The organism is Brevibacterium casei CIP 102111, assembly GCF_900169275.1.
GTDB classification, from domain to species: Bacteria; Actinomycetota; Actinomycetes; order Actinomycetales; family Brevibacteriaceae; genus Brevibacterium; species Brevibacterium casei.
On sequence record NZ_FXZC01000001.1, the window covers coordinates 652,811 to 678,191 of the forward strand.

The following is a 25,381-nucleotide window of genomic DNA, read 5'->3' on the forward strand; positions in this document are numbered from 1 at the left end:
GCGTGGATCGAGCGCCGAATCGACCGTTGACCGCCCCGACACACTTCCACACACTCCTACCCCACGAAAGGACTCCCATGACCGACACGACCTCCCCCGACACAACCCCACCAGCCATCGACGTCTTCGACGGCCACAACGACCTCGCGTGGTGGCTGCGCGAGGAGCGCGACTACAGCGTCGAGGGGCTCAACGACCCGCAGGTCTCGCCGTTCACGACGATGGACCAGCTCCGCGACGGACATGTCGCCGCTCAGTTCTGGTCGGTGTACGTCCACTCGTCCATCACCGGCGCCGAGGCGGTCGTCGCGACCTGGGAGCAGATCGACGCGGTCCGCCGCTTCGTCGCCGCCTACCCGGAACGCCTGATGTTCACCCGCACCGCCGCCGAGGTGGTCGCGGCCCGGGACGCCGGACGCGTCGCCTCGCTCATGGGAGTCGAGGGCGGCCAACAGATCGACGAGTCCCTCGCCATGCTGCGCTCGTACGCCCGCGCCGGAGCCCGGTATATGACGCTGACCTGGTCGACGACGCATTCGTGGGCGGACTCGGCGACCGACGCGCCCCAGCACGACGGACTGAGTGCGTTCGGGCGTGAGGTCGTGGCCGAGATGAACCGGATCGGCATGATCGTCGACCTCTCCCACGTCGCGCCGAGCGTCATGCACCAGTCCCTCGAGCTGACCACCCTGCCCGTGATCTTCAGCCATTCGTGCGCCCATGCCCTCAACCCGCACCCGCGCAACATCCCCGACGACGTCCTCGACCGGCTGCCCGCGAACGGCGGAGTGGCGATGATGACGTTCGTGCCCTCGTTCCTCTCCCGCGACCGCTGGGACTGGTCGGAGTCGGGGGAGAAGGGCACCGCCCCCGAGGTGACCGTGACTGACGTCGCCGACCACTGCGACTACGTGCGCGAGCGGATCGGCATCGACCACGTCGGCCTCGGCGGTGACATCTGCGGCGTCGACGAGCTGCCGATCGGGCTCGGCGACGCCGGCCAGTACCCGAACCTCTTCGCCGAGCTCTCCCGCCGAGGCTGGTCGGAGTCCGATCTGCGCAAGCTCGGTTTCGACAACGTCATGCGGGTGCTCGAGGCGCACGAGGACGCGTACGTGGACTTCCTCGGCGAGGGCTGACCCCTTGGGCCTGCCCGTCGAGGACGGGCCTCAGACCACGCCGAACCGACGACCGACCACTGACCGCAGAGGCTCCGGCCGTCGCAGTCCCTCATCGGACCCCGCCCTCCCCGAGGTGGCGTCGGCGAACCTAGCCGAGACGGCGGAGAATATATCGCCCCCGAACGCCGACAACCTTACTGATCTGGGGTTGAATGGGGACATGCCCCTGCGGGAGACGCACACGCCGACGGAGGACCACCTCGGCGGGAGGCGCCGACCGATGGCCCGACGAGGAGTCGAACGGTGGGATATGATGCTGGCCGCGCGATCGATCGCGCAGCCGTTCGCCGAGCGGACGGCCGCGGTTGGGACAATGTCGTCGAATCGAGTACGGAGGAATCGTGAGTCAGAGTGAGAACACGACAGTGGAGGGATCCACAGGTCAGGGGCAGCCGGAGACCCTCAAACGGGTCATGGGCCCGAAGCTGCTCCTGCTCTTCATCGTCGGCGACATCCTCGGCACCGGCGTCTATGCGCTGACGGGCAAGGTCGCCGGTCAGGTCGGCGGTGCCGGATGGGCACCGGTCATCCTTGCGTTCGCGGTCGCGATGATCACCGCGTGCTCGTACATGGAGCTCGTGACGAAGTATCCGCGGGCGGCTGGGGCCGCGCTCTACGCGCACAAGGCGTTCGGGATCCACTTCATCACCTTCCTCGTCGCGTTCGCCGTGCTCAGCTCGGGCATCACCTCGGCGTCGACGGCGTCAAACGTCTTCGCCGCGAACATGGTCGCCGGCTTCGGCTGGGATCTTCCCGGCAGCGGGGTCATGTGGATCGCGTTGGGATTCCTCGCCATCGTCGCGGCGATCAACCTCCGCGGGGTCGCCGAGAGCGTGTGGTTCAACGTCGTCCTCACCCTCGTCGAGCTCACCGGTCTCCTCCTCGTCATCCTCGTCGGGTTCTTCGCCCTCGGCTCGGGCAGTGCGGACTTCTCCCGCGTCGTCATCTTCGAGACCGCCGATGACAAGAGCGTGTTCCTCGCGATCACGGGTGCCACGGCGCTCGCCTTCTTCTCGATGGTCGGCTTCGAGGACTCGGTGAACATGGTCGAGGAGACCAAGGATCCGCAGATCTTCCCGAAGATCATGCTCACGGGTCTCTCGATCACCGGCATCATCTATGTGCTCGTCTCGATCGTTGCGGTCGCCGCGGTGCCGATCGGCCAGCTCGCCGAGAGTGAGACGCCCCTGCTCGACGTCGTCCGCGCCGGTGCGCCGGGGGTCCCGATCGATGCGATCTTCCCGTTCATGACGATGTTCGCCGTCGCGAACTCCGCGCTCATCAACATGCTCATGGCCAGCCGCCTCCTCTACGGCATGGCGAAGCAGAACGTGCTGCCGCCGGTCTTCGCGAAGGTGCTGAGGAACCGGCGTTCCCCTTGGGTCTCGATCATCTTCACCACGCTCATCGCGTTCGCGCTCATCATCGCGGTGACGACGATCCTGCCCGAATCCGTCACGGCGTCCCTGGGCGGAACCACCTCGCTGCTGCTGCTCGCGGTCTTCGCCGTCGTCAACGTCGCGGTGCTCATCCTCCGCCGGCAGACGGTCGACCACAAGCACTTCCGCACGCCGACCGTGCTGCCGTGGATCGGCGTGTTCACGTGTGCGTTCCTCGTCGGTCCGTGGGCCCGCCTCGACGACCTCATCCAGTACCAGATCGCGATCGCGCTCATCGGCATCGGCGTGGTGCTCTGGGCCGTGACGTGGCTGTGGAACCGGTCGGTGCGCGGGTCGAGCACCCGCTTCCGCCACCCCGAGGAACTCTCGTGACCGCAAGGTCGGCCGGTGACACCGCGTGGCCGGCCGGTGACACTGAATGGCCGGCCGGCGACACCGTATGGCCGGCCGGTGACACCGTATGGCCGGCCGGTGACGAACGCACCCGCACGAGCCAGGTGCAGAGAGTGAGAGAGTCCCGCCCATACGAAACGGGCGACCGAGATGAGAATGCGAAGGTGAACAGATGACCATCATCGTGGGCTACGTCAACACCCCGGCCGGCCACGCGGCCCTCGACACCGGGATCAGGGAGGCGCAGAAGAGCGACAGCGACATCGTCGTCGTCAACGCCTCGCATCCGCGGAGGGATTCCCACCGCCTCGCCGAGGCTGAGGTCCGTTCCGTGCGCGAACAGCTGTCCCGTGCGGGGGTCAAGGGGGAGGTGCTCACTCCCGGGAGTGAGCTCGATCCCGCTGAGCAGATCCTCGATACCGCCGCCGAGGTGGGGGCCGACCTCATCGTGCTCGGCACCCGGAAGCGGACCCCGGTGGGCAAGTTCCTCCTCGGGTCGACGATCCAGAAGGTCATCCTCGACGCGGAGAGCCCGGTGCTCTGCGTCAAAGCCGCACACTGACATCGGTTGAGGCGGCGCTGACCGGGCGCCGGCTGAGGCAGTGTGTGTCGGCGGCGGTGCGGACCGGCGACGGGGCTGGCGCCGCGCCGACGGTGCCGTGGGTCCAGTCGGTCCCGGCAATTCGTCGTCGAGGCGGGCGCGCCGCGCCGACGGTGAGCGGTTGGGGCGATCGGCCATTGCCGCAGGCCTGAACGAGTTCGAGGTCCGTATTCGACCGGGCGGTGCTGTCGCCTCGGCGGGATGGTCCGGGGTGTCGCGGCTGCGGTGGTGGGTCGTTTCGGGATGTCGCGGAGGTCTCGGTGGGACGGTCGGGGGCGTAGCGATCGCCGTAGCGGGCTGTTCGGGACGGTCCGGGGCCTCGGCGGGGATCGTGGCCGGCCAGGCGCGCCGTCATGGTTCATGAAATCGTCATTGGTCGCAACTCCGTGCGCGTCCGCTCTCGCGCGACCCATCGAGCGGATCGCTGTCCACGTAACCGCATACCATTGCGCGCCCAGAGAGGTCGAAGGCCCTCGGCTCGCCGGTGCCTGCGTCCCGGTGGAGCTTGCGGGTCATCCCAGCCGGCAACACGATGAGTCGCCACAACTGCGATGAGTGCGCAGAGAGGACGTGAGGCGATGTCCGAATGTCCGGGCCACCACCGGGCGGGGGTCCGCTCGGCCCGGCGCACAGGTGTGTGCACAGGTGGCAGTATCGCCGCCGTCGAGCGACAACCCACTTCCGGTCTGTGGAGCCGAATATCTCCTGCCGCGTCGACCTTCGTTGATCGCTCATGTAATGAATTCAAACGAGAGAAAGATTTCTAAAAAAGTCGAACAAATATCTGTACAGATTTGCTGTGCGGGTGTAGTGTGGATCACACAAGGACGTACTCGGGGATCGGACACGGAGGTCATGACTCTCACCCCAGATCGCAGACGCGACAAGCGGAAGGACCGGCGCACACGGCCCGCTTCTCCGTGCGTGTCCCAGGCTGCGGGTGGCGAGTCCGAGGCGCCCGCAGGATCAGCTCTCGGCCCGACTGCGCTCGAGAACTCGGGTCTCGATCCGTCGGAACATCCGGTTGCCGGTGCGGGAGACGGTCAGGGGGAGATCGCCTCGGCGAAGGATCCCGCGATGTCGAGCGGCCCCATGTCAGACGGTTCCGCATCCGACGGCTCGACACCTGTGGCTCCGACGGCTTCTCTCGATTCAGCACCTGTGTCGACACCCAAGCTCAACTGGAGGGCTGCGCCCGACGATGAGGAGGCGCAGGAGGCGTTGAGGCGACGCGCGGCCGAGATCGACGCCGAACAGGAAGCATGGATGCGGCAGAAGCGCGAGGAACGAGAACGCGCAGAGCAGGCCAAACGGGCCGCGGCGGCAGCCGCCGACCCGGAATGGGCGGGCCTGGTTGAGACGCCGTCCGCTCCTGCGGACCCGGACGACAGCTCCTCGCGAGGCATCGGCAAGTGCACCACACGAGACGATGACGAGTGCTCCGCGCGTGACGTCGCAGACGATGGTGATCCGGCCTCCGAACCCGACTACAGGATCACCGACGAGGATCGCGCGTGGTTTGCCGAGGAGAACCGGAAGTCGAGCGAGTTCATCGCTCACAAGCAGAACGATCTCATCGAACGGCAGCGCGGTGTCCTCGGAGGTCTGGGCTCCGGCCCGTCGGATGGTGAGGTGGGCATGGGGTTCGCCAGCGAGCCACCGTGGTTCACCCCGCGCGAGCAGGCGAGCAGAGGATACGGGACGCAGGGGTGGGGCGGCGTCGACCCGGTCGAGGCGGGGTGGCCCGGCGAAGCCAACGTATACGGACATGATCGCTCGACGGATGACGAAGCATCCGATGCCGCTGCGGGACTGGAGGGGACCTCGGATGTCGAGGGGACCTCGGCGCCTGAGAGGGCATCGGGGCCAGCTTCGCTCGGGGAGGGTGGAGACGCTGGGAGTCCCGAGCCCGTGACCGCCGAGGCGAGCGACATTCCCGTCGATTCCGACTGCGACGCCGCAGACGCCTCTCCGCTTCTCCCAGCGACGGCGTGGTCAGACCTGACAGCAATGGCTCCGGAGATGACGGGAAGCATCGAGAGTCTCCGAACCCTGGTCAATGATCTCGAGTCCTTCGAACGGCCGATGGGCCCGGACGAGGCTGTCACCATGCTTGACGGAATCGAAACGCTCAACCGCCTCACCGAGGCGCTCTCCGTCGTCACGCTCTCAGTCTTCGAACGCGTCGGCACCCCGCGCGACTACGGTGCGAAGTCGACCCGTGATCTCGTGAAGAATCGCCTCGGCGTCTCCGCCCGAGAAGCGTCTCGACGGGTCGATCTCGCCGAGCAGCTCGGCAGGAGAGTCACGGTCGCCGGTGAGTCACTCGAACCCGTGCATCCGATCGTTGCCGACGCGCTGCGCACGGGGACTCTCTCGTCCGTGCAGGCAGAGGTCATCATCCGCTTCCTCGGTGAGCTCAAGCGAAAGGCCACCGATGACCAGCAGCTCGAAGCGGAACGGATCCTCGTGGAGAAGGCTCCGTTGGTCCACGTCAGGGATATCCGAATCCTCTTCAACGAGATCCTCAAATGGCTTGACCCCGATGGTGAGCTCCCCGACGAGTCGACGCCGAGAGAGGACTTCTGTGTCAACCTCCGCGCGCGCAAGGATGGGACTTGGGACCTCAGGGGACGCCTGGATTCGGTGACCGGTGGCATCATGCACGGCCTGCTCACCTCCCGCATGCAGACCGATGAAGCGATGCAGACCGATGAAGCGATGCAGACCGACGAGGCGATGCAGACCGAAGATGGATCGCGAACTGGATACGACGCATCAGAGGCAGGAGACTCGCCGGCGAGCGATGACGCGTCACAGAGCGATGACGCATCGGCATGTGATCAGGCGAAGCATGCTGATGATGCCTTGGTGCACGGCGCAGCGGGGCAGACTGATGATGTCCTGACGGCAGGTGCGGGGCAGCAGGACGATGCTGTCGTGGACGAAGCCGTCCGTCTCTTCGAAGACGTGCTCCGCGGTGACCGCTACGATGCGATCGACCCGACGCCCGAACTTGCGCCGGTCGGTTCCGCGCCGACCGACGCTGACGGCAACGAGATTCCTGCCGGATACGGCGTCCGCGAGGACGGTACGCCGGTACCCATGGCCTCTGAGCAGCCCAGCGTGCGCAACCGGATCTATGAGAGGTTCTCGACGATCATCGGACGCATCGAAATGGGCCGTGTCGGTGCGGGCGCTCCGTTCGCTCTCGTCGTCACGGCCAAGGCCGAGGACATCGCCACCGGATGCGGGCAGGCGACGACCGGAGCGGCTGAGAGCTTCCCTATTTCAGCGGCGGTTCGCGACGGCCTCAACGGCGCAGTGTTCTTCCACCTCATGAGCGAGAAGGGTCGGACGGTGAGCGTCCAGACAGAGAACCGGTACGCCAATCGGAACCAACTGACGATCCTCGCCGCGAGAGACCAAGGGTGCACCTTCCCCGGATGCGAGACACCGCCCGGCTGGTGCGACGCCCACCACATCGTGCCCTGGTCCGAGAAGGGCAGAACCGAGATCAACAACCTCACTCTGGCCTGCAGTGCGCACCACCATCTCATCGACAAATCCGACTGGCACACGATCATGCTCAGAGACGGGCGACCGGCCTGGGTGCCTCCTGCAACCATCGATCCCGAACGCAGACCGATCCTCCATTCGAGGTTCATCGCCGGCGAGATCGCCGACACGCTCTTCCGTTGAGACCGATCCGGACGTCGAGGGGACAGGTGCGTCCCGAGGTCGAATCCGCCCGGCAGTGACGCAGCTCATGGAATGAACCCTCCCGGAACCCTGTTGCCTTGAGCATGGAGCTTTCTCTTCTCGACCTGGTCCCCGTGCGCGTCGGCCAGACCACGTCCGATGCCTTCGCGGCGTCTCACGAACTTGTCCGCCGGGCTGACGAACTCGGCTACACCCGCTACTGGGTCGCGGAACATCACAACATGCCGTCGATCGCCTCGACGATGCCCGGTGCCGAACTCATGTACCTCGGCCAGGGCACCGAAAACATCCGCCTCGGCTCGGGCGGAGTGATGCTGCCCAACCATGCGCCTCTCGCCGTCGCCGAGCTCTTCGCCCTCCTCTCCGCGATCTACGGTGATCGGATCGATCTGGGAATCGGACGCGCGCCGGGCACGGATCCGATCACATCGGCGGCCATGCGGGGCCACCTCGGCGAGGGGCGGATGGTCGACCGTCAGGGGCAGACCATCGACCCGGTCGAACAGTTCCCTCAGCACGTCATCGACACCCTCTCCCTGATGGCACCGGAAGGCGTCCGCATTCCTCTTCAGGGTGGACGCGAGCACACGCTGCGGGCCACTCCGGCCCCGACCGAAGGGACCCAGCCACTGCCGTGGCTGCTCGGTTCGTCGGGATATTCGGCTCGGCTGGCAGCTGAGCTCGGCATGCCTTACGTGTTCGCCAATCACTTCGCCGCCGGTGCGACGACGGGGATGAAGATCTACCGCGACAACTTCACGCCCGGCGCCTACGGGGACGAACCGCGCACCTTCGTCACCGTCAATGCCGTCGTCTCTCCCACCGAGGAGGAGGCGCGACTGCGCTCCGAGCCCTTCATGCTGCAGATGGCACGGCTGCGCACGGGCGGACAGATGGGCCCGCTGCGCTTGGCCGGTGACGACGTCCGCTCGATCATGACCGACCAGGAGCGCATGGTCGCCGAAGAGCTCTCGAAGAACTGGATCATCGGGGACCCTCAGCAGGCCAAGGGCCAGCTCGAGGAACTCGCCGACCGATTCGGAGTCGACGAGGTGATGATCCAACCGGTCGCCGGTGCGATGGAAGGCGAAGAGCTGCGTCACGATGCCGCGCGGATCCAGACCATCGACCTGTTGGCCGACGAGTTCCTCCGCTGACGTCCGAGGCGATCCCCGCTGACCCGAGACAATGTCCGGATCAGACAGTAGGATTGTTCGCGTACATCGTTTCGATGCTCACGCGATCGATCGCCATCGGTCGGTTCCGTGGGTCGCGAAACTCATTCGGCGGCTTCCCCCGCGCGGGTGCGACCCTTGGTCTCGCTCGCAGACCGAAAGAGAATCTATGCGTACGAGAATTGCTGTTTCGGCGGCGCTCGGGCTCGGACTTGTGTTCGGAGCCGGCGCTCCTGCCATGTCGAGCAACCAGTCTGCTCCTGCCAACGCGTCGACCAACCTGGCTGCGGCGGTCGTTCCCGGCCAGGAACTCGAGCCGATCAGAGACGGAAAGATCGAGAAGGGCGAGACGGCCTACGTCGACGTCACCGTCGCCACGCTGTGGAAGGACTCGAAGGCGCCCCGCAAGGTCGACAAGCCCGCTCTGGGCAAGCCCGTCGACCTCGACAAGTGGAACGAGAACCTCAAGAGCACCGAGGTGCGTCGTGGCCTCACCGGCAAGGCCGAGACCCAGGCCGTCTACGGTTCCGAGGTCACCGTCCTCGAGACCAAGGGCAACTGGGCCAAGGTCGCCGTCACCGACCAGTCCACACCGAAGAACAAGAAGGGCTACCCGGGCTGGCTGCCGACCAAGCAGCTCGTCGAGAACGACCGGTTCGGCAAGCTGAAGAAGGACCAGCCGCGCGCGGTCGTCACCGCTGAGAAGGCCAAGTTCGAGGGCATCGAGTTCACCAAGGACGTCGGCGCGGATCCGAGCTTCAACGTCGAACTGCCCCTCATCGCCCAAGACGTCGAGGACGTCCGTGTCGCACTGCCCGGCGGCGGAGCCGCGTGGATCGACGTCGACGACGTCAACGTCTTCGACATCGGTGAGAAGCCGAAGAAGCCCTCCGGCGACGACCTCGTCAAGACCGCCAAGCAGTTCGACGGCCTCCGCTACCTGTGGGCCGGCGTCTCCGCCTACGGCTTCGACTGCTCCGGCTTCACCTACTCCGTCTACCGGGCGCACGGCATCGACATCCCGCGCGACTCCGGCGACCAGGCCAAGGTCGGCAAGAAGGTGTCGGCGAAGGACCTCAAAGCCGGCGACCTGCTCTTCTTCTCGACGAGTTCGGGCACCGTCCACCACGTGGGTATGTACATCGGCGATGGGAAGATGATCCACTCGCCGAACGCCTCGAAGACGGTCTACGTGGTCGACTGGAAGGACTGGGACAAGGGCAACGAGTTCTCCGGAGCGCGCCGCATCCTGTGATGCTTATCCGTTCGTTCCCACGCTGAAGCCGGTCGCAGTCGTCCTGCGGCCGGCTTCCGGCATTCGAGGGGGGTGATTGTCCGCCGCCGAGGTGGTCCACCGTGAACGTTCTCCGCTGACCGAAATCGCCACGGTGGGTTCCCCGCGGAGAGGTGCTACGGCAGTGAGAAAGGACCTGGCCTTCGCTCCGCGCGAAGGCCTGGCTCACTGACATTCCCGGTAGAGGACCGGTCACTTCCACAGACGCACGACCGCACGGCCCGTCGCATCCTTAGTGGTCGGTTTCGGCGACCCTCAGTCGTCCGACGTGCGGCGGGGTACGAGGGTGCTCGTGCTGTTCAGCTCGCGCAGTTCAAAGAGTGCGGAGCCCGAGGATAGCGTGTAATTCATCGTCGACTCGCTCGTGATCGAAGTGTGGGAGGTCGAGCGACGACGCGGTGCGTTCGGCGAGGGTGCGGTACAGCTCGGTGGACGCAAGAAGTGCGCGTGTCGCGTCGTCACCGTCAAGACTGCCCCAGCAGCGTTCGAGCGCGTGCTGGACATCGGTGTCCATCCACTGCCGCATCCGTGTGCCCAGGTATCGGGTGTCGAGTCCCGGACCGTGCCGGGCGAGGTGATCCCATTCGATCATCCGCAGCAGTTCGCCTTTCAGGTCCTGGTCGCGCAGTTTCGCTGACCACGGCTCGTCGCGCACGATGGCTTTGGCCTGCATCAGAGCCGCCGCCCACGCCCAGTTCATCGACTCCTCGAACTCCGCGGGCGTGGGTGGCGCAGTGGAGGTCGCATCCAGTGAGGCGGTTGCAGCGCTGTCGTCCTTGTCGAGGAGTACACAGAACGGTCGAGTGTAGCTTCGACCTGCTAGGCGATCTGCGGGAAGCACGGTGAAGTCGATCTTGCCGCCCGCGTAGTAGATCAGGCGTGTGGGGTTGCCGTCACCGTCGTTGAGCCTTTCGACGACGAGCACATCGCCGAGGTCGCTCCACCATGACTCGTCTGTCAAGAGCGCATCAATGTCTGTCGTGAACACCTCGATATCCCGGTCGGAGAGAGGGTGGGCGTCTTGAGCGGCGGCTGATCCCGTCAGTACGAGTGCCCGAACGTCGGTGCGACCCTGCGCCCACCGGACCAAGGATTCACGTGCACGAGAGTAATCCATCCCCCGATTCTCTCATTCCCGTTTAAGGGGCAGTCCTCTTCATCGTGGGGAACCATCGATGGCGGAGTCGCGGCCCTCGTCGGCCGTCGCGGAGCAGGAGAGGTGCGCATCACCGCCTCGGGTCGGTCTGGCCGCCCGACTGCGAACTCAGTGCCGCGAGGTCTGGCGGGCCTTGAGGTAGATCGCCCGAGCGAGATCGTCACGACGCTCGATGAGCAGGCGCCGCAGCGCCGCAGGGGCATCAGGATGGTCGGCGAGCCACGCATCGGTCTTCTCGACGACGCGCTCCTCGTCGACCGACCACCGCGGATAGAGGCCGAGCACCAGACGGCGGGCGATCTCGATCGAGGTGTCCGCCCAGAACCCGGCAAGCCGCTCGAAGTACTCATCGACGTACATCTCCGTGATCGGCAGCGCCGAAGGAGCGACGAAGCCGGAGATGATCGCCGAGAGCACATCGTTGCTCAGCGACCCGGTGACGACGGTCTCCCATGCGCGCATCTTGACGATCGGCAGAGGCAGGGCGGCATTGGCGGTCTCGGCACGCAGTCGTCCCGAGGAGCTCTGATCGAGGTGGGTCTCGCGCGCGATGTCCGTCTGATCCGCCCACCCGAGGCACACGAGCGCGGTCATCGCGTTCCATCGCAGGGCATGGTCATTGATGAGACCACGGAACGGCAGGGAAGCCGCTGCATGCTCGGCGACACCGTCCCGATCAGGATGGGACGCAGTCCCGCCCGATCCGGACCCGGTCGACCCGTCTCCCGAAGCGCTACGGTCTCCCGGAGCGCCCCCGCTGCCTGCCGCTGATCCGTCGTTCTGACCGCTGCGACCACCCGTGCCCGCAGTCGCTTCGTCGACGATCTCGGGGCTCATGCTCTCGATCTCCTCGCCGATCGGCACGGCGAGGACCTGAGTCGCAAACGCTCGACCCATCGCGATCGACGGACTGTCCTCGATGCATCGCGCCGTCCGCGACGTCAGCGAGAGCACGAGATTGGCCAGATGCAGCTGCGCATCCGACCCTGACTTCGCCGTCGCGAGCGCATCGAGCGCGGCACCGAGGAGGCCCGAGATCGCGGTCTCGAAGTTCCGCTCCGCCACCCACTGATCGAGACAGAGAAGCGCCGTCTGGCTCAGGCCGGCCATGATCCCCGCATGGCTCTCCTTGCCGAGGCTGCGGGCATAAGCAGTAAGGTACCGCTGCACGGGCAGCAGCCCGTCGCGCACCGCATTGTCGAGCGCCGACCACACGAGGGCCCGTGAGAGCGGGTCGGCGATCCTCGAGACCGAGGTGATCGCCGCCTCCGTCGAAGCCTCATCGAGACGCACCCGTGCATAGTCGTGATCGGCGTAGTTGAGCAGCGCGATCTCACCACGCGTGCGCCCGACGAGCTGCTCCACCTCGGCGGACTCCCCGTCGAAGTCGAACTTCACGCTGTCGATGGGAACGATGTCGCGCCCCGACCGCCCGAGCGTGGCGATCTCCAGAGTGTGCGGGCGCAGCAGACGCGCGCCCTCAGCCGAATCCGACTGGGTGATCGTCGCACCGGTGATGCTCGCCCGGGGGTCGTGCTGCGGACCTGACCCGGCCCGACCGGCAGTGTTCGCAGTCGACTCGTTCCGGGACCCGGTCCCCGCCGAGGTGGTGTCGTCCTCGGCGCTCGTCGTCAGCGCGAGCGAGAGCTCGGAGACGCCCGAGGTCCCCAGCCACGCGTCCGCCCAGCCGGCGATGTCACGGTCGGGGGCCGCCTCGGCGAGGCAGTCGAGGAAATCGGCGAGTTCCGTGTTGCCGAAGGCGAAGCGCTTGAAGTAGAGCCGGGAGCCCGCAAAGAACGCCTCCCGACCGACGTACGCGACGAGCTGCTTGAGCACCGAGGCGCCCTTCGCGTACGTGATGCCGTCGAAGTTGAGCTTCGCGGCCTCGACGTCAGGGATGTCGGCGACGATCGGGTGCGTGGTCGGGTAGAGGTCCTGCATGTACGCCCACGCCTTGCGGCGCAGCGCGAACGTCACCCATCCGTCGGTGAAACGCGTCGCCTCGGCGAGCGCGAGGCCGCCCATGTAGTCGGCGAAGGACTCCTTGAGCCAGAGATCGTCCCACCACTTCATCGTCACCAGATCGCCGAACCACATGTGAGCCATCTCGTGAAGAATGACGTTGGCCCGCGACTCGTACATCGCGTCGGTGACCTTGTCCCGGAAGATGAGGGAATCGGTGAAGGTGACGAGTCCCGGATTCTCCATCGCGCCGAGGTTGTACTCGGGAACGAAGATCTGATCGTACTTGCCCCAGGGGTAGGGGTAGTCGAATTCGGCGCTGAAGAAGTCGAGGCCCGCCTTCGTGATCCCGAGGATGTCGGCCGAGTCGAGATGGTCGACGAGACTCGCCCGCGTCCACACGCCGAGGTCGACCGTCTCGCCTGTGACCGGATCCGTCCACGTGTCCGTCGCACCCTCGTAGGGGCCGGCGGTGATGCACGTGATGTAGCTCGACTGCTTGAGCGTCGGTGCGAAGAAGTGGGTGACGGCCGCGCTGCCGTCCTCGCTCACCGTCTCCCGGCTCGTCTCGACCTGGTTCGACAGCACCTGGAACGACTGTGGGGCGGTGACGCTGAAGACGAACTTCGCCTTGAGGTCGGGCTGGTCGAAGTTCGCGAAGACCCGCCGGGCATCGGTGGGTTCGAACTGCGAGTAGAGGTAGACCTTGCCATCGGCGGGATCGGTGAACCGGTGGAGTCCCTCACCCGAGGTGGAATACCGGGTCTGGGCTTCGATCGTCAGGGCGTTCTTCCCCTCACGGACGGGGAACGTGACACGGGCACCGTCGAACACCTCGGCGGGGGAGAGGTCCTCCCCGTTGATCTGCACGAGCGAGACAGAGTCGGCGATGATGTCGATGAAGGTCTGCGAATCGGAGCGAGCCTTGAACTCGACGACGGTGCGGGAGGTGAAGGTGTCGGCATCGGACTCGGCGTTGCTCACATCGATATGGACGGTGTAAGTCTTGACCTTGAGCAGATGCGATCGGCTCTGCGCTTCGTCTCGGGTCAGGTTCGTCGTCATTCTTCAGCCTCCTCGGCGCACAGACTTTAGCATGTCACAATTCCGGTAATCTGAGTACAACGAGCGCGAGAGGGGGCCGGATCGGATGGCGAAGACCCAGGTCAGCGGGTTGATCAAGCGAGGGTTCAACATCGTTGCCCACCGCCTCCGCCTCGGCTTCAGGCGCGTGTGGGCGAACTCCGGACAGCTCATCCAGATCCCCATCGCGGCCACCGCCGCCTACGCGTTCTGCGTCTACATCCTCGGCCACCCCTACCCGTTCCTCGCCGCCGTCGCCGCCGCCGTCGGCATCGGACCCGTCGCCGATCGCCGCCTGCGCCGCTCGCTTGAGATCGGCATCGGTGCGACCTTCGGGGTGCTCGTCGGCGAGGTGCTCGTCAACATCTATGGCAGCGGCATCTGGCAGCTCGCGCTCACCCTCATCATCGGCCTCGTCATCGGCACGGTGCTCAACTCCGGCGGCATTTTCATCACCCAGATCGCCGTCCAGTCCGTCTACGTCGTCGTCGTGCCCGCCACCGCGACGACCCTGCCGTTCCCGCGCACGCTCGACGCCCTCGTCGGCTCGCTCTTCGCGATCGTCCTCGCGCTCATCATTCCCCGCGACGCCCGCAAGGTTCCGCGCGCACTCGCTGCGAACCTCCTCGACGAGGTCAGTGCTGTGCTCACGATGATGTCGAAGGCCCTGCGCGACGCCGACACCGAACTCGCGATGCGCGCCCTCACCCGAGCCCGCGAGACCCAGGACATCATCGACTCGTGGGGCTCGTCGCTGCAGGTGTCGAAGGAGGCGGCGAAGATCAATGCGCGCGGTCGCCGTCATGCCGCCGAGGTGACCCGGCTCTCCCGTGCCCACACCTACTCCGATCGGGCGATGCGCACGATCCGCGTCATCGCCCGCCGCGTCGTCGGCATCACCGAGCTCGGCGTCGAGAAGCCGATCATCGCCGACTACGTCGAATCCCTCGCCGACGGAGCGAAGAAGCTCGAGATCGCGCTGCGCCGGGGAACCGACAGATCGCTCGCCGAGGTGGCCCTGTCCGAAGCCGCCGGCGAACTCGATCCCAGGGCGGAGAAGAGCTGGGACATCCACGACGAATCCCTCGTCCTCCTCCTCCGGCCCGTCGCCGCCGACCTGCTCCAGGCGGCCGGCCTGACGAACGACGCCGCGCACGAACGCCTGCCCTCGCTCGCTGAAGACAAGGCCGACGGTCCGCCGGTCGAATAGGGCTGCGGCTGGGCTGCGGCTGCCGAGCGGCAGGCGGCGGTCCTGGTCAGCGGCGAGCGGCGGGGCCGGTCAGCGGCAGGCGGCGGGCCTGGTCAGCGGCTCTCGACGACGAAGATGCAGTTCGTACCGGGCTCGAGGGCTGTGAACGAATGCGGCTGATCGCCCGGGTGGACGAGGTAGTCACCGGCGACCAGCTCGAACGACTGGCCGAGCGCTTCGATCCGTGCCGCCCCGCGACCGACGATGACGTGCTCGATCGTGCCCGCCGGATGCGGATGGGAATTGCGTGATTCACCGGGTTCGGCCTGGATGAAGTAGATGTCGCGGCGTGCGGTGGGCGGGGACGCCGAGAGCAGGGTGGCGACATAGTTCGCCGTTGTCGAGGGCAGGCTCGGCATGTCGCGAACGTGGTGGAGGGCGATCTCCAGCTGTGGGGGATCGAGCAACCGTGAGAGCGGGATGTCGAGAGCAGCGGCGAGGGCCCACATCGTCCCGAGGCTCGGGTTGGCCGTTCCCGCCTCGAGTCCGGACATCGTCGACTTGCCGATGCCGGCTCGGCGGGCGACCTCGGAGAGGGAGAGTCCGGCCCGCTGCCGTTCGCGCTTGACCGCGGCCGCGACCTGGGCTCGCGGGGTCGACGAGTCGGTCGCGGTGCTGTTGTCGTGGACGCGGTTCTCGTGATCTCCGCTGACTTGGTCGACGCTGCGATGGTCGACGCTGCCCTGGTCGACGCTGCTGTCCTCGACGTTGCCCTTGACGGATGGGTCTCTCGTCTCGGGACTGGGGGAGTCGTCTGCCGCCGCGCTCATGCCGTTGCTCCGCTCATACGATCATCTTAGCTGTCGTTCATTATTCCGCACTGCCGTTCCGGTTGACGAACCTCTCTCGCGGTGTGCACTATGGTGAACATGAGTTCATCATTCCGCACGATCGAGCGCATTCTGCCGTCGTCGACCTACCGGGCAGTCGCCATCATCACGGTGACGATCGTCGCCGTCGCGCTCTCGTACGGTGCGATCTCGCAGGTGTCAGGCTTCGCGTGGTGGCAGACGCTCATGCTCGCGGCCTTCGCCCTCGGCGGTGCCGCCGAGTTCACCTTCGTCGGAGTCATCGCCGCCGGTGGAGCGCCGATCCTCGCGGTTCTCGCCGGGCTGCTCGTCAACTCCCGCAACTTCGCGTTCGGCATGGCCGTCGGTCCGTTCTTCCCGCAGGACTGGCGGGCCCTCATCGCCGCGCACTGGATCAATGACGAATCGACGGCAGTGGCCCGCACGGGAGAGAACGACCGCCAGCGGTGGCGCGCGTTCCTCCTCATGGGAGTGGCGATCGCGATCATGTGGCCCTCGGGTGCGGTCGTTGGGCAGTGGCTCGGCAGCGTCATCGACGCCGACATGCTCGGTCTCGACGCGGCGTTTCCGATCATCCTCTTCTGCCTTATCCGCGGCGATCTGCGGAACCGTTCGACGCTCTGCCTTACACTCGCCGGCATCCTTGTCGCAGTCTGCCTCACGCCGATCCTCCCGCTCGGCCTCGGGGCCGTGACCTCGCTGTCCGTCTTCGCCTTCGTCGCCCTCGGCTGGCTGATCCGGCGAGTGGTGCGCGAGAGGAGGGCGCGCTCGGCGGCGACGGGTCGTTCGACACAGGGCCATGCGGTGTCGGAGCAGGACCATTCGGTGTCGGAGCAGGAAAACACGGTGTCGGACCACGGACCTGCGGGTAGGGTGTCGGCCGCCCAGGGGACGACCGACCGTGCGGCGACCGTGCCCGGCGAGGCCCGCACTCCCGGCACTGCCCCGAACGAGAGCGAGGACGCGCAGTGAACCCGACGACCTTTCTCATCGCGCTCGCCGCGCTGAGCATCGGCACCTACGTCATGCGCTTCGCCGGAGTGAAGGTGGGCGCCGCGCTCGCCGTCCGCGGACGACGGGGAGCGCAGGTGACGACGGGATCTGAGGTGAGCACCGAAGCCCCGGCCGCCTCGGCGAGCGATCCCGACGAACCGACCTCGCGGGTCTCGGCCTGGATGGACAGGGCCACCGTCGTGCTCATCGGGGCGGTCTTCGCGACGACGGCGGTCTTCGACGGTCAGGCGCTCGCCGATCCGGCGCGCCTCATCGGCGTCGGGGCGGGCGTTCTCGCCGCGGTGCTGCGTGTGCCGATGCTCGTCTGCGTCATCCTCGCGATGGCGGTGTGCGCCGGGATCCGGTGGACGGGCATCCTGTGAGTTGCCCAGGTGCCGGTGTCAGGCCCGATTGCTAGGCTTAAGGGCATGGAACTCATTGCTGACTTTCAGCGCCTGGTCTTTCTCGCCCTCACGGTTGCGGCGTTCATCGTCCAACTCTGGGCGTTCATCGACTCGCTGCGGTACAAGGATGAGAACTACCGCGCGGTGGACAAGCAGTCGAAGAAGTTCTGGGTCATCCTGCTGGCTGTCGGCCTCGCCCTCGCTCTCATCGCACTCCCGCCGCTGGGCATGAGCATGATCTTCCTCAACCTCCTCGCCCTCGTCGGCGCGATCGTCTACCTCACCGACGTGCGCCCGAAGATCAAGGCCATCGACCCCAGGAATCGGAACCGCTGACCCGGGGATGAGCGAAGATCTCAACTTCCCCGGTGCTGACACCGGGTACATCGCGACGTTCGGCTCCGGCGACCCGCACACCCTCTTCAGCCACGGCTTCGCCGGCGCGATCCGCGACACCCGGCCCTTCGGCACCGGCATCTCCGGCACCAAGCACTTCCTCCACCTCTTCGGCCACGGCGGTCGCCCCTCACCGGGCCCAGGCTGGGACTACGCCCTCATCGCCGAGGCGCTCGCCGAGGCCCTCACCGCCACCTCGGCGACCCGGGCGCTCGGGGTCTCGATGTCCGCCGGCGGACTCCTGCGCCTGCTCAGCGACGGCCATCCCGTGATCGAGGGCCTCGAGAAGGTCGCCCTCGTCCTCCCCGCCTCGTTCGCCGGTTTCCCCGCCGAGGTGGTCCGTTCCCACACCGCCTACCTCGAGTCCCTCCGCGGGCTCGTCGCCGCCGGTGACGTCGAGGGCATCACCGACCTCATGCTCTCCCGTGAACCCGCCGAGGTGGCCGACCTCCTCCCCGCCCGAGCGTGGACCCGGACGAAGGCCGAGAACCTCATCACCACGGACATGTCCGACGGGCTCGGGCTCGCGCTCGAGATCGCCGTCGACGGGCAGTACCTCGGCGGCGGCCTCGACGCCGCGGCGGAGCGGCTGCGCGATTTCGCCGCCGAGGTCCTCGTCCTCACCCACGAGGACGACCCCGCCCACCCCGTCTTCATCGCCGAGGAGATCGCCGCCGCGATTCCCGATTCGCGCCTCGAGGTGCTGCCGGCCGGATCGATCCTATGGCGGGGTCGCCATGAGGTCCGCCGGATCCTCGGCGACTTCTTTGGCTAGACTGACTCCGTGCGCATCTCCGTCCTCTCACTTCACACCTCGCCTGCGGCTCAGCCCGGGCAGGGCGATGCGGGCGGGATGAATGTCTACGTCGCCCATACGGTCAGGGCCCTTGCCGCATCAGGACACGAGGTCGACGTCTTCACCGCCGACCCGCACGGCCTCGGCGTCGCCGGCGACGAGCAGGCGCGCTCGGTCACCCTCGCACCCAACCTCCGCCTCCACCGTCTCGACGTCGACGCCGACAGCAAGGACGCGCTCGCGGGCAGGCTCGACGACTTCGCCCGCCTGCTCACAGCCCACCCCGTCTTCACCGCCGCAGACCTCGTGTGGGCCCACTACTGGATCTCCGCCGAGGCGGCCCTGCGTGCCGTGCGCACCCGGGGTGGGCCGCGGCCGACGATCATCGCGAGCATGCACACGATCGGTGCCGTGAAGAACCGGGACTCCGATACCGCCGAGGAATCCCCGCGCCGACTCCGCACCGAGGAGCGCATCGCCGCCGGCGTCGACCTCCTCGTTGCGAACACCCCGGCTGAGCGCCGTGACCTCATCGGCGAGCTCGGTGCTGATCCTGCCTCCGTCGTCGTCGCCCGGCCCGGCGTCGACCATGCCCTCTTCTCACCCGGATCGCGGCGGGCCGCTCGCGCCGAACTGGGACTCGCGGCCGATGAGAACCTCGTCCTCTACGTCGGACGGATGCAGTTCATCAAGGGCACCGACGTCGTCGTCGATGCCCTGGCCTGCCTTCACGAGAACAACCCCGAGCTCTCCGCGCGGACACGGGGCATCCTCCTCGGCGCGGCCTCCGGATGGGTCGAACCCTCTGCGCGACCGGGCACCCGCGGCGCTGGTCGTGCCGGTGCGGACGGACGCGGGCGGACCGCTCCGGATCGCGAGTGGAGCACGCCCTCCGACTTCCACGCCACGCTGTCGGCGGCGATCGCCGCGGAACCGAACGTCGAGGTCAGGCCGCCCGTGCCTGCGGCCGAACTCGTCACCTACTACCGTGCCGCGGACGTCCTCCTAGTGCCCTCGCGCAGCGAGTCCTTCGGGCTCGTCGCCGCCGAGGCGGCCGCTTCCGGTCTGCCGTCGATCGCCGCGGCCGTCGGCGGACTGCCGGAGATCGTCGAGAACGGATATTCGGGACTGCTCATCGCCGACCACAACCCGCGGCACTGGGCGCTCACCCTGGAGAGGCTCCTCGGCGACGCGGAGCTGCGGGTCGAACTCGCCGACCACGCGGCGGCCCGGTCGCAGCGTTTCGACTGGAACCGGACCGTCGCCGCCGTCCTCGACGCCGTCGCCGGGGAACGCGAGGACTCTGCCCGGATCCGCTCGGGAATCGGAGCCGCTTCGCGGGGCATGGCCGGAGACCGCGGCGCCCGCGACGCGAGCGACCTCACGGCCCCGGGCGTGTGCGGAGGATGGCGCTGATGAGCGTCGAGCCGGCCGTGCTCATGCAGGGCATCACGGACTGGGCCGAGGCCAACGACGTCGCCGTCGACAGCCTCGACGACACGTCGATCGCCGTCGTCCTGCCGGGAGAGCGGAAGCTCAAGACGACCGTGTCGATCGTCGTCTCCGCGCGGACGGCGGAGCTCGCGGCCTTCGTCATCCGGCACCCGGACGAGAACGCCGAGGCCTTCAACCGGTGGCTGCTGCGGAAGAACATGAAGCTCGGAGCGGCGGCGTTCGGGATCGACCACCTCGGCGACGTCTATCTGCGGGCCACGGTTCCGGTCGATCGCCTCCTCGACGACCTCGACGCCCTCCTCGGTGAGATCCTCACCGTCGCCGACGAGTCGTTCAACGAACTCCTCCTTCTCGGATTCCTCACGGGCATGAAGAAGGAGTGGGCGTGGCGGGTGAGCCGCGGTGAGTCGACCCGGAACCTCGCGGCGTTCGAACACGTCCTCGACAGCCCGGACAATGAGTTCCTCGGCGCGATCGGGCCCGAGCGGCCTGAGCCGAGTCCCGACGGTCCCGGGGGAGAGGCTGCGCCGACCGGGCACCCGACGACCGACGGGGACCGACGATGATCAAGCGAGTGGATCTGAGCAGGCCGGGCAATGTCGACGAATACATCGCGACCTTCGACTCGGTCGAGCAGCAGGACTTCCTCCGTCACCTGCGCGACCTCAGCCGGGAACACGCCCCGACCGCGGGCGAGGGCCTCAAGTGGGGCAATCCGGCGTACTTCCTCGACACCATCCTCTTCGCGTTCGCCGGGTACCAGCGGCACGCGAACGTCGTCTTCACGCCGAGCACGAAGGACGCCTTCGCCGACAGGCTCACCGACTTCGACACCGGCAAAGGGTCGATCAGACTGCCGTACGACGAGGAGATCCCCGACTCCCTCCTCGCGGAGATGATCGCCTACCGCATTCGGGAATTCGAGGTCGACGGCGTCAAGTGGATGTGAGTCCGAGGTCGAGTTTGAGTCCCTCATGACTCGCGGTGTATCCGAGGCGTTCGTAGAAGCGGTGCGCATCGGCCCGGGACCTGTCCGTCGTCAGCTGAGCCAACCGAGCGCCGGGAGGTCGGCGCGCACCGCCCGCCTGACCGTGAAGCGCCGGCCGGCGATATCGATCGTGTGCGGGGCGATTTCGCCGAATCTCGACCGGGGTGCTTCGTCGCGCTCGGAGTCCGCGCGTCGACGTGGACGGCGGCTCACGCCGACTGGGGCGTGCGGGACTGCTCGGTCGCCTCGGCGGGCGGCTTGCCGTAGGGCAGGCGGGCGAAGATCGAGGCGAGGACGGCACCGGAGACGTTGTGCCACACGCTGAAGACCGCGCCGGGCAGCGCCGCCAGCGGGGAGAAGTACGTCGTCGCCAGCGTCGAGGCCAGGCCCGAGTTCTGCAGTCCGACCTCGAACGCGAGCGCTCGGCGGGTCGGGGTGTCGAGGCGGCAGGCCGTGGCCACACCGTAGCCGACGCCGAGCCCGAGGAGGTTGTGCGTGATCACGGCGAGGAGGACGAGGATGCCCGCCGAGGCGATCGATCCGGCCGACCCGGCGACGACGATCGCGACGATGTAGGCGATCGCGATCGAGGCGAGCCACGGCAGCACGGGCGCGATCCGATCGACGAGACGTGAGGCGACGAGACGGACGAGGACGCCGACGATGACCGGAACGAGCACCGTCTGACAGATCGAGACGAACATCGACCAGAACGGCACGTCCATGTACGACCCGGCCAGCCACAGCGTGAGCAGGGGAGTGAGGACAGGAGCGAGCAGCGTCGAGAGCGTCGTGATCGACACCGACAGCGCGGTGTCGCCCTTCGCGAGGTACGTGACGACGTTCGACGCGGTGCCGCCGGGGGCGCAGCCGACGAGGATGACGCCGACGGCGATCTCAGGCGGCAGACTGTAGACGGTGACGACGAGGAGGCCGAGCAGCGGCATCGCCACGTATTGGGTGACGACGCCGAGGACGACGACCCACGGGCGCTTCGCGATCCTCGCGAAGTCCGGGAGGGTGAGGGTGAGTCCCATGAAGAACATCACCACGCCGAGGCTCCACGTGATCGTCGGGGCCAGCGGAGTGAACGTGTCCGGGGAGAGGAATCCCGCGATGCCGGCGAGGATGACGAGGACGGGCAGCGCGGTCACCGCGATGATCGAACTGCGCTCGGCCGTCGACTGCGGCTTCGCGGACGGACGGGGGTCGGGGGCTGGCGTGCGATCGGACATATTCGAAGACTACTCCCAGCGTTCCGTCATGCAAGACCCATGTCCGCACTCTGAGCGCTCTCAAGTCGGGCCGTCGCGAGTCCCACCGCCGGCGGGAAGTCGAGGGCGCGGAGCCGGCCGCGGACCGGCGGGCACCCGCGCGAGGTCTCGTGCGAAGATAGGGGCCATGACGCATAACCTCATCCTGCTGCGCCACGGCGAAAGCGAATGGAACCAGAAGAACCTCTTCACCGGCTGGGTCGATGTCACCCTCACCGAGAAGGGCCGTGCCGAGGGCAAGCGCGCCGGCGAGCTGCTGCGCGAAGCCGACCTCATCCCCGACGTCGTCCACACCTCGCGCCTCAAGCGGGCGATCCTCACGGCGAACCTCGCACTCGAGGCCGCCGACCTCTCCTGGCTCGACACCCACCGCAGCTGGCGCCTCAACGAGCGCCACTACGGAGCGCTGCAGGGCAAGGACAAGAAGGAGATCCGCGACGAGTTCGGCGAAGAGCAGTTCATGACGTGGCGTCGGTCCTTCGACACCCCGCCCCCTGCGCTCTCCGATGCCTCCGAATTCTCGCAGGCCCACGATCCGCGGTACGCCAACCTCGGCGACTCGGTGCCGCGCACCGAATGCCTTGCCGATGTCATCGACCGTCTCCTGCCGTACTGGTACGACGTCCTCGTGCCCGAGCTCGCCGACGGTCGCACCGTCCTCGTCGTCGCCCACGGCAACTCCCTGCGGGCGCTCGTCAAGCACCTCGACGGGATCTCCGACGCCGACATCACCGGGCTGAACATCCCCACCGGCATCCCGCTCCACTACGAGCTCACCGAGGACTTCACGCCTGTCACCCCCGGCGGCACCTACCTCGACCCCGAGGCCGCGAAGGAAGCGATCGGCAAGGTCGCCAACCAGGGCCGCTGAGGCCAGGCAGCTTCAGCCGCACGCCGTCTCGAACTCCCCGGCGATCGCCTGGAGCTCCTCCCGGAGCAGGGCGATCGCCGGGGAGTTCGTCATCGACCGGCGCCACACGACGTGGATCGACCGGGCGATCGTCGGATCGTCGAGCGGCACTGCGGTGACGTCGGTCGGCAGGTGCGGCCTCCCGAGTCGGGGGACGAGAGCCAGCGCCCGCATCGACCGGCAGAACTCGACCTGGGTGTCGTACTCGACGGCCCAGTACTCGACGCGCGGCTCCGAGCTGAGATCCTCGAAGAGCGCAACGAGCCACCGATGGCACACCGCCCCGCGCGGGGCGGAGACGAAGACCTCGCCGACGAGGTCGGTGCGGGTCACCTCGGCGCGCGAGGCGAGATGGTGGCCGCGGTGCATGACGATGTCGGCCCGGTCGACGGCGATGACCTCCGAGGCCAGGGTCGAGGGCAGGCGGAGGACCGAGCTGTTCCAGTCGAAGATGAGCGCGGCGTCGATCCGCCCCGCTGAGACCATCTCGACGAGCTCATCGGGATCGGACTCGACGTTCGTCACCGTGAGTTCGGGCGCCGCCTCCCGCAGTCTCGGCAGCGCCGGCACGAGGAGACCGCGGATGCCGGTGGAGAACCCGCCGACCGTGATGCGCCCGCGCGGTTCGCCCGACCGCGCCCGCGCCTCGGCCTCGATGCCCTCGAGGTCGTGGAGGATCTGCGCACCCCGGCTGCTGAGCTCACGGCCCATGGGGGTGAGGGAGATGCCGCGTCCGGAGCGCTCGGTGACCGGGGCGCCGAGGTAGCGCGAGAGCTTCTGGAGCTGATGGCTCACCGCGGCCGGGGTGTAGCCGAGGGAGTCGGCCGTGGCCGTGACGGAGCCGAGCGCGTCGAGGGCGACGAGGGTGCGCAGGGCGACGATGTCGATCATCAAATTACTGTAATGAGTCCGCGTAAGGACTTTCAATGGAAATTTGATCAGCACGCTGGGATCCTGAGGTCATGCGACCCGTCCACCAGCTCCTCGCGCTTCTCGTCGTCGTCCTCTGGGGCGTCAACTTCGTCTTCATCGACTTCGGACTCCGCGATTGGCCGCCCCTGCTCCTCGTCGCCGCGCGGTTCACCATGGTCGTCATCCCGGCGATCCTCTTCGTGCGCTTCCCCCGCGGCAGCCTCGGGCGCATCCTCCTCATCGGCGTCTTCATGTCCGCCGGACAGTTCGGCCTCCTCTACACCTCGCTCTTCCTCGGCCTGCCGGTGGGCCTGTCCTCGATCATCCTCCAGATCCAGGCCGCCTTCACCGTCGTCGTCGCCGCCCTCGCGCTGCGCGAGACCCCGACCCGCCGACAGGTCATCGGCATCCTCATCGGCCTCACCGGGCTCGCGGTCATCGGGCTCAGCCTCGAGGCCTCGACACCCGTCGCCGCCTTCGTCGTCTGCCTCGCCGCCGCCCTGTCGTGGGCGATCGGCAATGTCATCGCCCGCGGAGTCAAGCCGGGGATCAGCGGACTGCAGATGACCGTGTGGTCGGGTCTCGTCGTCCCCGTGCCGATGCTCGGGCTCTCCCTCCTCATCGACGGGCCCGCCGAGGTGGCTCGCGCCGTCCTGCACCCGACCTGGGGTGTGCTCGCGTCCGTCGTCTACACCGCTGGCGTCGCCTCGCTCATCGGGTATGCCATCTGGAACTCCCTGCTCGCGCGCTTCCCCGCCTCGCAGGTCGCCCCGTTCACGCTCCTCGTCCCGCCCGTGGGAGTCGGTGCCGCGTGGCTCGTCCTCGGGGATCGTCCCACGGTGCCCGAGCTCATCGGCGGCGGCCTCCTCATCCTCGGAGTCGCCGTGACCACGGGGGCGCTGCGGACGGTCGCGCGGGGCATCGGGCGTATGGTCCTGCGCCGAGGCGAGCGGCCGCGGCATCGCACGGTCGTGGCCCGCGAGCACCCTGAGACCGCAGGTGCCGGCGCCGAGAGCGAACTCGGAGCAGGGGCCTCAGGACGGAACGGGCAGGAGATCGCGCGGTGAATCTGACCGGAGTGACCTCGACTCGGGCGGACCTGGACAGCCGCACCCGGGAATGGGTCACTCCGGTCGGGATCGTCCGGGAGGTGAATGACGATCGCCGAGGTGGATGAACCACCTCGGCGATCGTCGTTGTCAGCGGTGCAGTCCGACGCTCACGCCC

21 protein-coding genes are annotated in these 25,381 nt (G+C 67.5%); 16 read left to right on the plus strand and 5 right to left on the minus strand.

Annotation, left to right across the window (positions count from 1 at the left end):
• Positions 1 to 77: 77 nt before the first annotated feature.
• The 6 genes from BC102111_RS02825 to BC102111_RS02850 all read left to right on the plus strand — a co-directional run bounded on the left by BC102111_RS02825 (position 78) and on the right by BC102111_RS02850 (position 9,728).
• Positions 78 to 1,139: a dipeptidase gene (locus BC102111_RS02825; RefSeq protein WP_101623526.1), complete on the plus strand. Its 1,062-nt coding sequence runs from the start codon at positions 78 to 80 to the stop codon at positions 1,137 to 1,139.
• 383 nt (positions 1,140 to 1,522) lie between these two features.
• Positions 1,523 to 2,953, plus strand: coding sequence for an APC family permease (locus BC102111_RS02830; protein WP_095376223.1), 1,431 nt, complete (start codon positions 1,523 to 1,525; stop codon positions 2,951 to 2,953).
• A gap of 193 nt (positions 2,954 to 3,146) precedes the next feature.
• A complete protein-coding gene (locus BC102111_RS02835) occupies positions 3,147 to 3,536 on the plus strand; it encodes a universal stress protein (protein WP_063250040.1) in 390 nt (129 codons plus the stop codon).
• Positions 3,537 to 4,736: 1,200 nt separating this feature from the next.
• The gene (locus tag BC102111_RS02840) at positions 4,737 to 7,277 is read left to right on the plus strand and encodes an HNH endonuclease signature motif containing protein (protein WP_180960562.1); all 2,541 of its coding nucleotides are present in this window, start codon (positions 4,737 to 4,739) and stop codon (positions 7,275 to 7,277) included.
• Positions 7,278 to 7,381: 104 nt separating this feature from the next.
• Positions 7,382 to 8,455 carry an LLM class flavin-dependent oxidoreductase gene (locus BC102111_RS02845; RefSeq protein WP_101623528.1) on the plus strand — a complete coding sequence of 358 codons (1,074 nt, stop codon included), beginning with the start codon at positions 7,382 to 7,384 and terminating at the stop codon, positions 8,453 to 8,455.
• A 256-nt stretch (positions 8,456 to 8,711) separates the two neighbouring features.
• On the plus strand, positions 8,712 to 9,728 hold the full coding sequence (locus BC102111_RS02850) for a C40 family peptidase (protein WP_063250043.1): 1,017 nt from the start codon (positions 8,712 to 8,714) through the stop codon (positions 9,726 to 9,728).
• Positions 9,729 to 10,080: 352 nt separating this feature from the next.
• On the opposite strand, the gene BC102111_RS02855 is transcribed toward BC102111_RS02850, so the two are convergent.
• On the minus strand, positions 10,081 to 10,884 hold the full coding sequence (locus BC102111_RS02855; protein ID WP_063250044.1) for an aminoglycoside 6-adenylyltransferase: 804 nt from the start codon (positions 10,882 to 10,884) through the stop codon (positions 10,081 to 10,083).
• Positions 10,885 to 11,031: 147 nt separating this feature from the next.
• Positions 11,032 to 13,950 carry an aminopeptidase N gene (gene pepN / locus BC102111_RS02860; RefSeq protein WP_101623529.1) on the minus strand — a complete coding sequence of 973 codons (2,919 nt, stop codon included), beginning with the start codon at positions 13,948 to 13,950 and terminating at the stop codon, positions 11,032 to 11,034.
• Between the two features lie 85 nt (positions 13,951 to 14,035).
• On the opposite strand from pepN, the gene BC102111_RS02865 reads away from it, so the two are divergent.
• Positions 14,036 to 15,178, plus strand: a complete 1,143-nt coding sequence (locus BC102111_RS02865; protein ID WP_009380477.1) for an FUSC family protein — start codon at positions 14,036 to 14,038, stop codon at positions 15,176 to 15,178.
• A gap of 92 nt (positions 15,179 to 15,270) precedes the next feature.
• On the opposite strand, the gene BC102111_RS02870 is transcribed toward BC102111_RS02865, so the two are convergent.
• Positions 15,271 to 15,987, minus strand: coding sequence for a helix-turn-helix domain-containing protein (locus BC102111_RS02870; RefSeq protein WP_101623530.1), 717 nt, complete (start codon positions 15,985 to 15,987; stop codon positions 15,271 to 15,273).
• Positions 15,988 to 16,086: 99 nt separating this feature from the next.
• On the opposite strand from BC102111_RS02870, the gene BC102111_RS02875 reads away from it, so the two are divergent.
• The 7 genes from BC102111_RS02875 to BC102111_RS02905 are packed head-to-tail and all read left to right on the plus strand — an operon-like array spanning position 16,087 to position 21,019.
• Positions 16,087 to 16,998, plus strand: coding sequence for an AzlC family ABC transporter permease (locus BC102111_RS02875; RefSeq protein WP_101623624.1), 912 nt, complete (start codon positions 16,087 to 16,089; stop codon positions 16,996 to 16,998).
• Complete coding sequence (locus BC102111_RS02880; protein ID WP_101623531.1) at positions 16,995 to 17,402, plus strand: AzlD domain-containing protein; 408 nt, start codon at positions 16,995 to 16,997, stop codon at positions 17,400 to 17,402. Before BC102111_RS02875 ends, BC102111_RS02880 begins: the two co-directional genes overlap by 4 nt.
• A 45-nt stretch (positions 17,403 to 17,447) precedes the next feature.
• Entirely contained in the window at positions 17,448 to 17,759 is a 312-nt protein-coding gene (locus tag BC102111_RS02885) for a DUF2516 family protein (protein ID WP_009380482.1), read from the plus strand.
• Positions 17,760 to 17,766: 7 nt separating this feature from the next.
• Positions 17,767 to 18,594, plus strand: a complete 828-nt coding sequence (locus tag BC102111_RS02890; RefSeq protein WP_101623532.1) for an alpha/beta fold hydrolase — start codon at positions 17,767 to 17,769, stop codon at positions 18,592 to 18,594.
• A 9-nt stretch (positions 18,595 to 18,603) separates the two neighbouring features.
• Complete coding sequence (locus BC102111_RS02895) at positions 18,604 to 20,031, plus strand: glycosyltransferase (RefSeq protein WP_232252504.1); 1,428 nt, start codon at positions 18,604 to 18,606, stop codon at positions 20,029 to 20,031.
• Positions 20,031 to 20,636 carry a YbjN domain-containing protein gene (locus BC102111_RS02900; protein ID WP_101623533.1) on the plus strand — a complete coding sequence of 202 codons (606 nt, stop codon included), beginning with the start codon at positions 20,031 to 20,033 and terminating at the stop codon, positions 20,634 to 20,636. The genes BC102111_RS02895 and BC102111_RS02900 overlap by 1 nt, the downstream gene beginning before the upstream one ends.
• Positions 20,633 to 21,019 carry an iron chaperone gene (locus BC102111_RS02905; protein WP_223289912.1) on the plus strand — a complete coding sequence of 129 codons (387 nt, stop codon included), beginning with the start codon at positions 20,633 to 20,635 and terminating at the stop codon, positions 21,017 to 21,019. Before BC102111_RS02900 ends, BC102111_RS02905 begins: the two co-directional genes overlap by 4 nt.
• Positions 21,020 to 21,267: 248 nt before the next feature.
• Here BC102111_RS02905 and BC102111_RS02915 read toward each other — a convergent pair whose 3' ends face one another.
• A complete protein-coding gene (locus tag BC102111_RS02915; protein WP_063250052.1) occupies positions 21,268 to 22,293 on the minus strand; it encodes a bile acid:sodium symporter family protein in 1,026 nt (341 codons plus the stop codon).
• Between the two features lie 166 nt (positions 22,294 to 22,459).
• Between BC102111_RS02915 and BC102111_RS02920 the strand changes: the two genes are divergently transcribed.
• Complete coding sequence (locus BC102111_RS02920) at positions 22,460 to 23,203, plus strand: phosphoglyceromutase (protein ID WP_009380489.1); 744 nt, start codon at positions 22,460 to 22,462, stop codon at positions 23,201 to 23,203.
• A 12-nt stretch (positions 23,204 to 23,215) separates the two neighbouring features.
• Here the strand turns inward: BC102111_RS02920 and BC102111_RS02925 are convergent, their stop codons facing one another.
• The gene (locus tag BC102111_RS02925) at positions 23,216 to 24,133 is read right to left on the minus strand and encodes a LysR family transcriptional regulator (RefSeq protein WP_101623534.1); all 918 of its coding nucleotides are present in this window, start codon (positions 24,131 to 24,133) and stop codon (positions 23,216 to 23,218) included.
• 71 nt (positions 24,134 to 24,204) lie between these two features.
• On the opposite strand from BC102111_RS02925, the gene BC102111_RS02930 reads away from it, so the two are divergent.
• On the plus strand, positions 24,205 to 25,221 hold the full coding sequence (locus BC102111_RS02930; protein ID WP_101623535.1) for an EamA family transporter: 1,017 nt from the start codon (positions 24,205 to 24,207) through the stop codon (positions 25,219 to 25,221).
• Positions 25,222 to 25,381 lie beyond the last annotated feature (160 nt).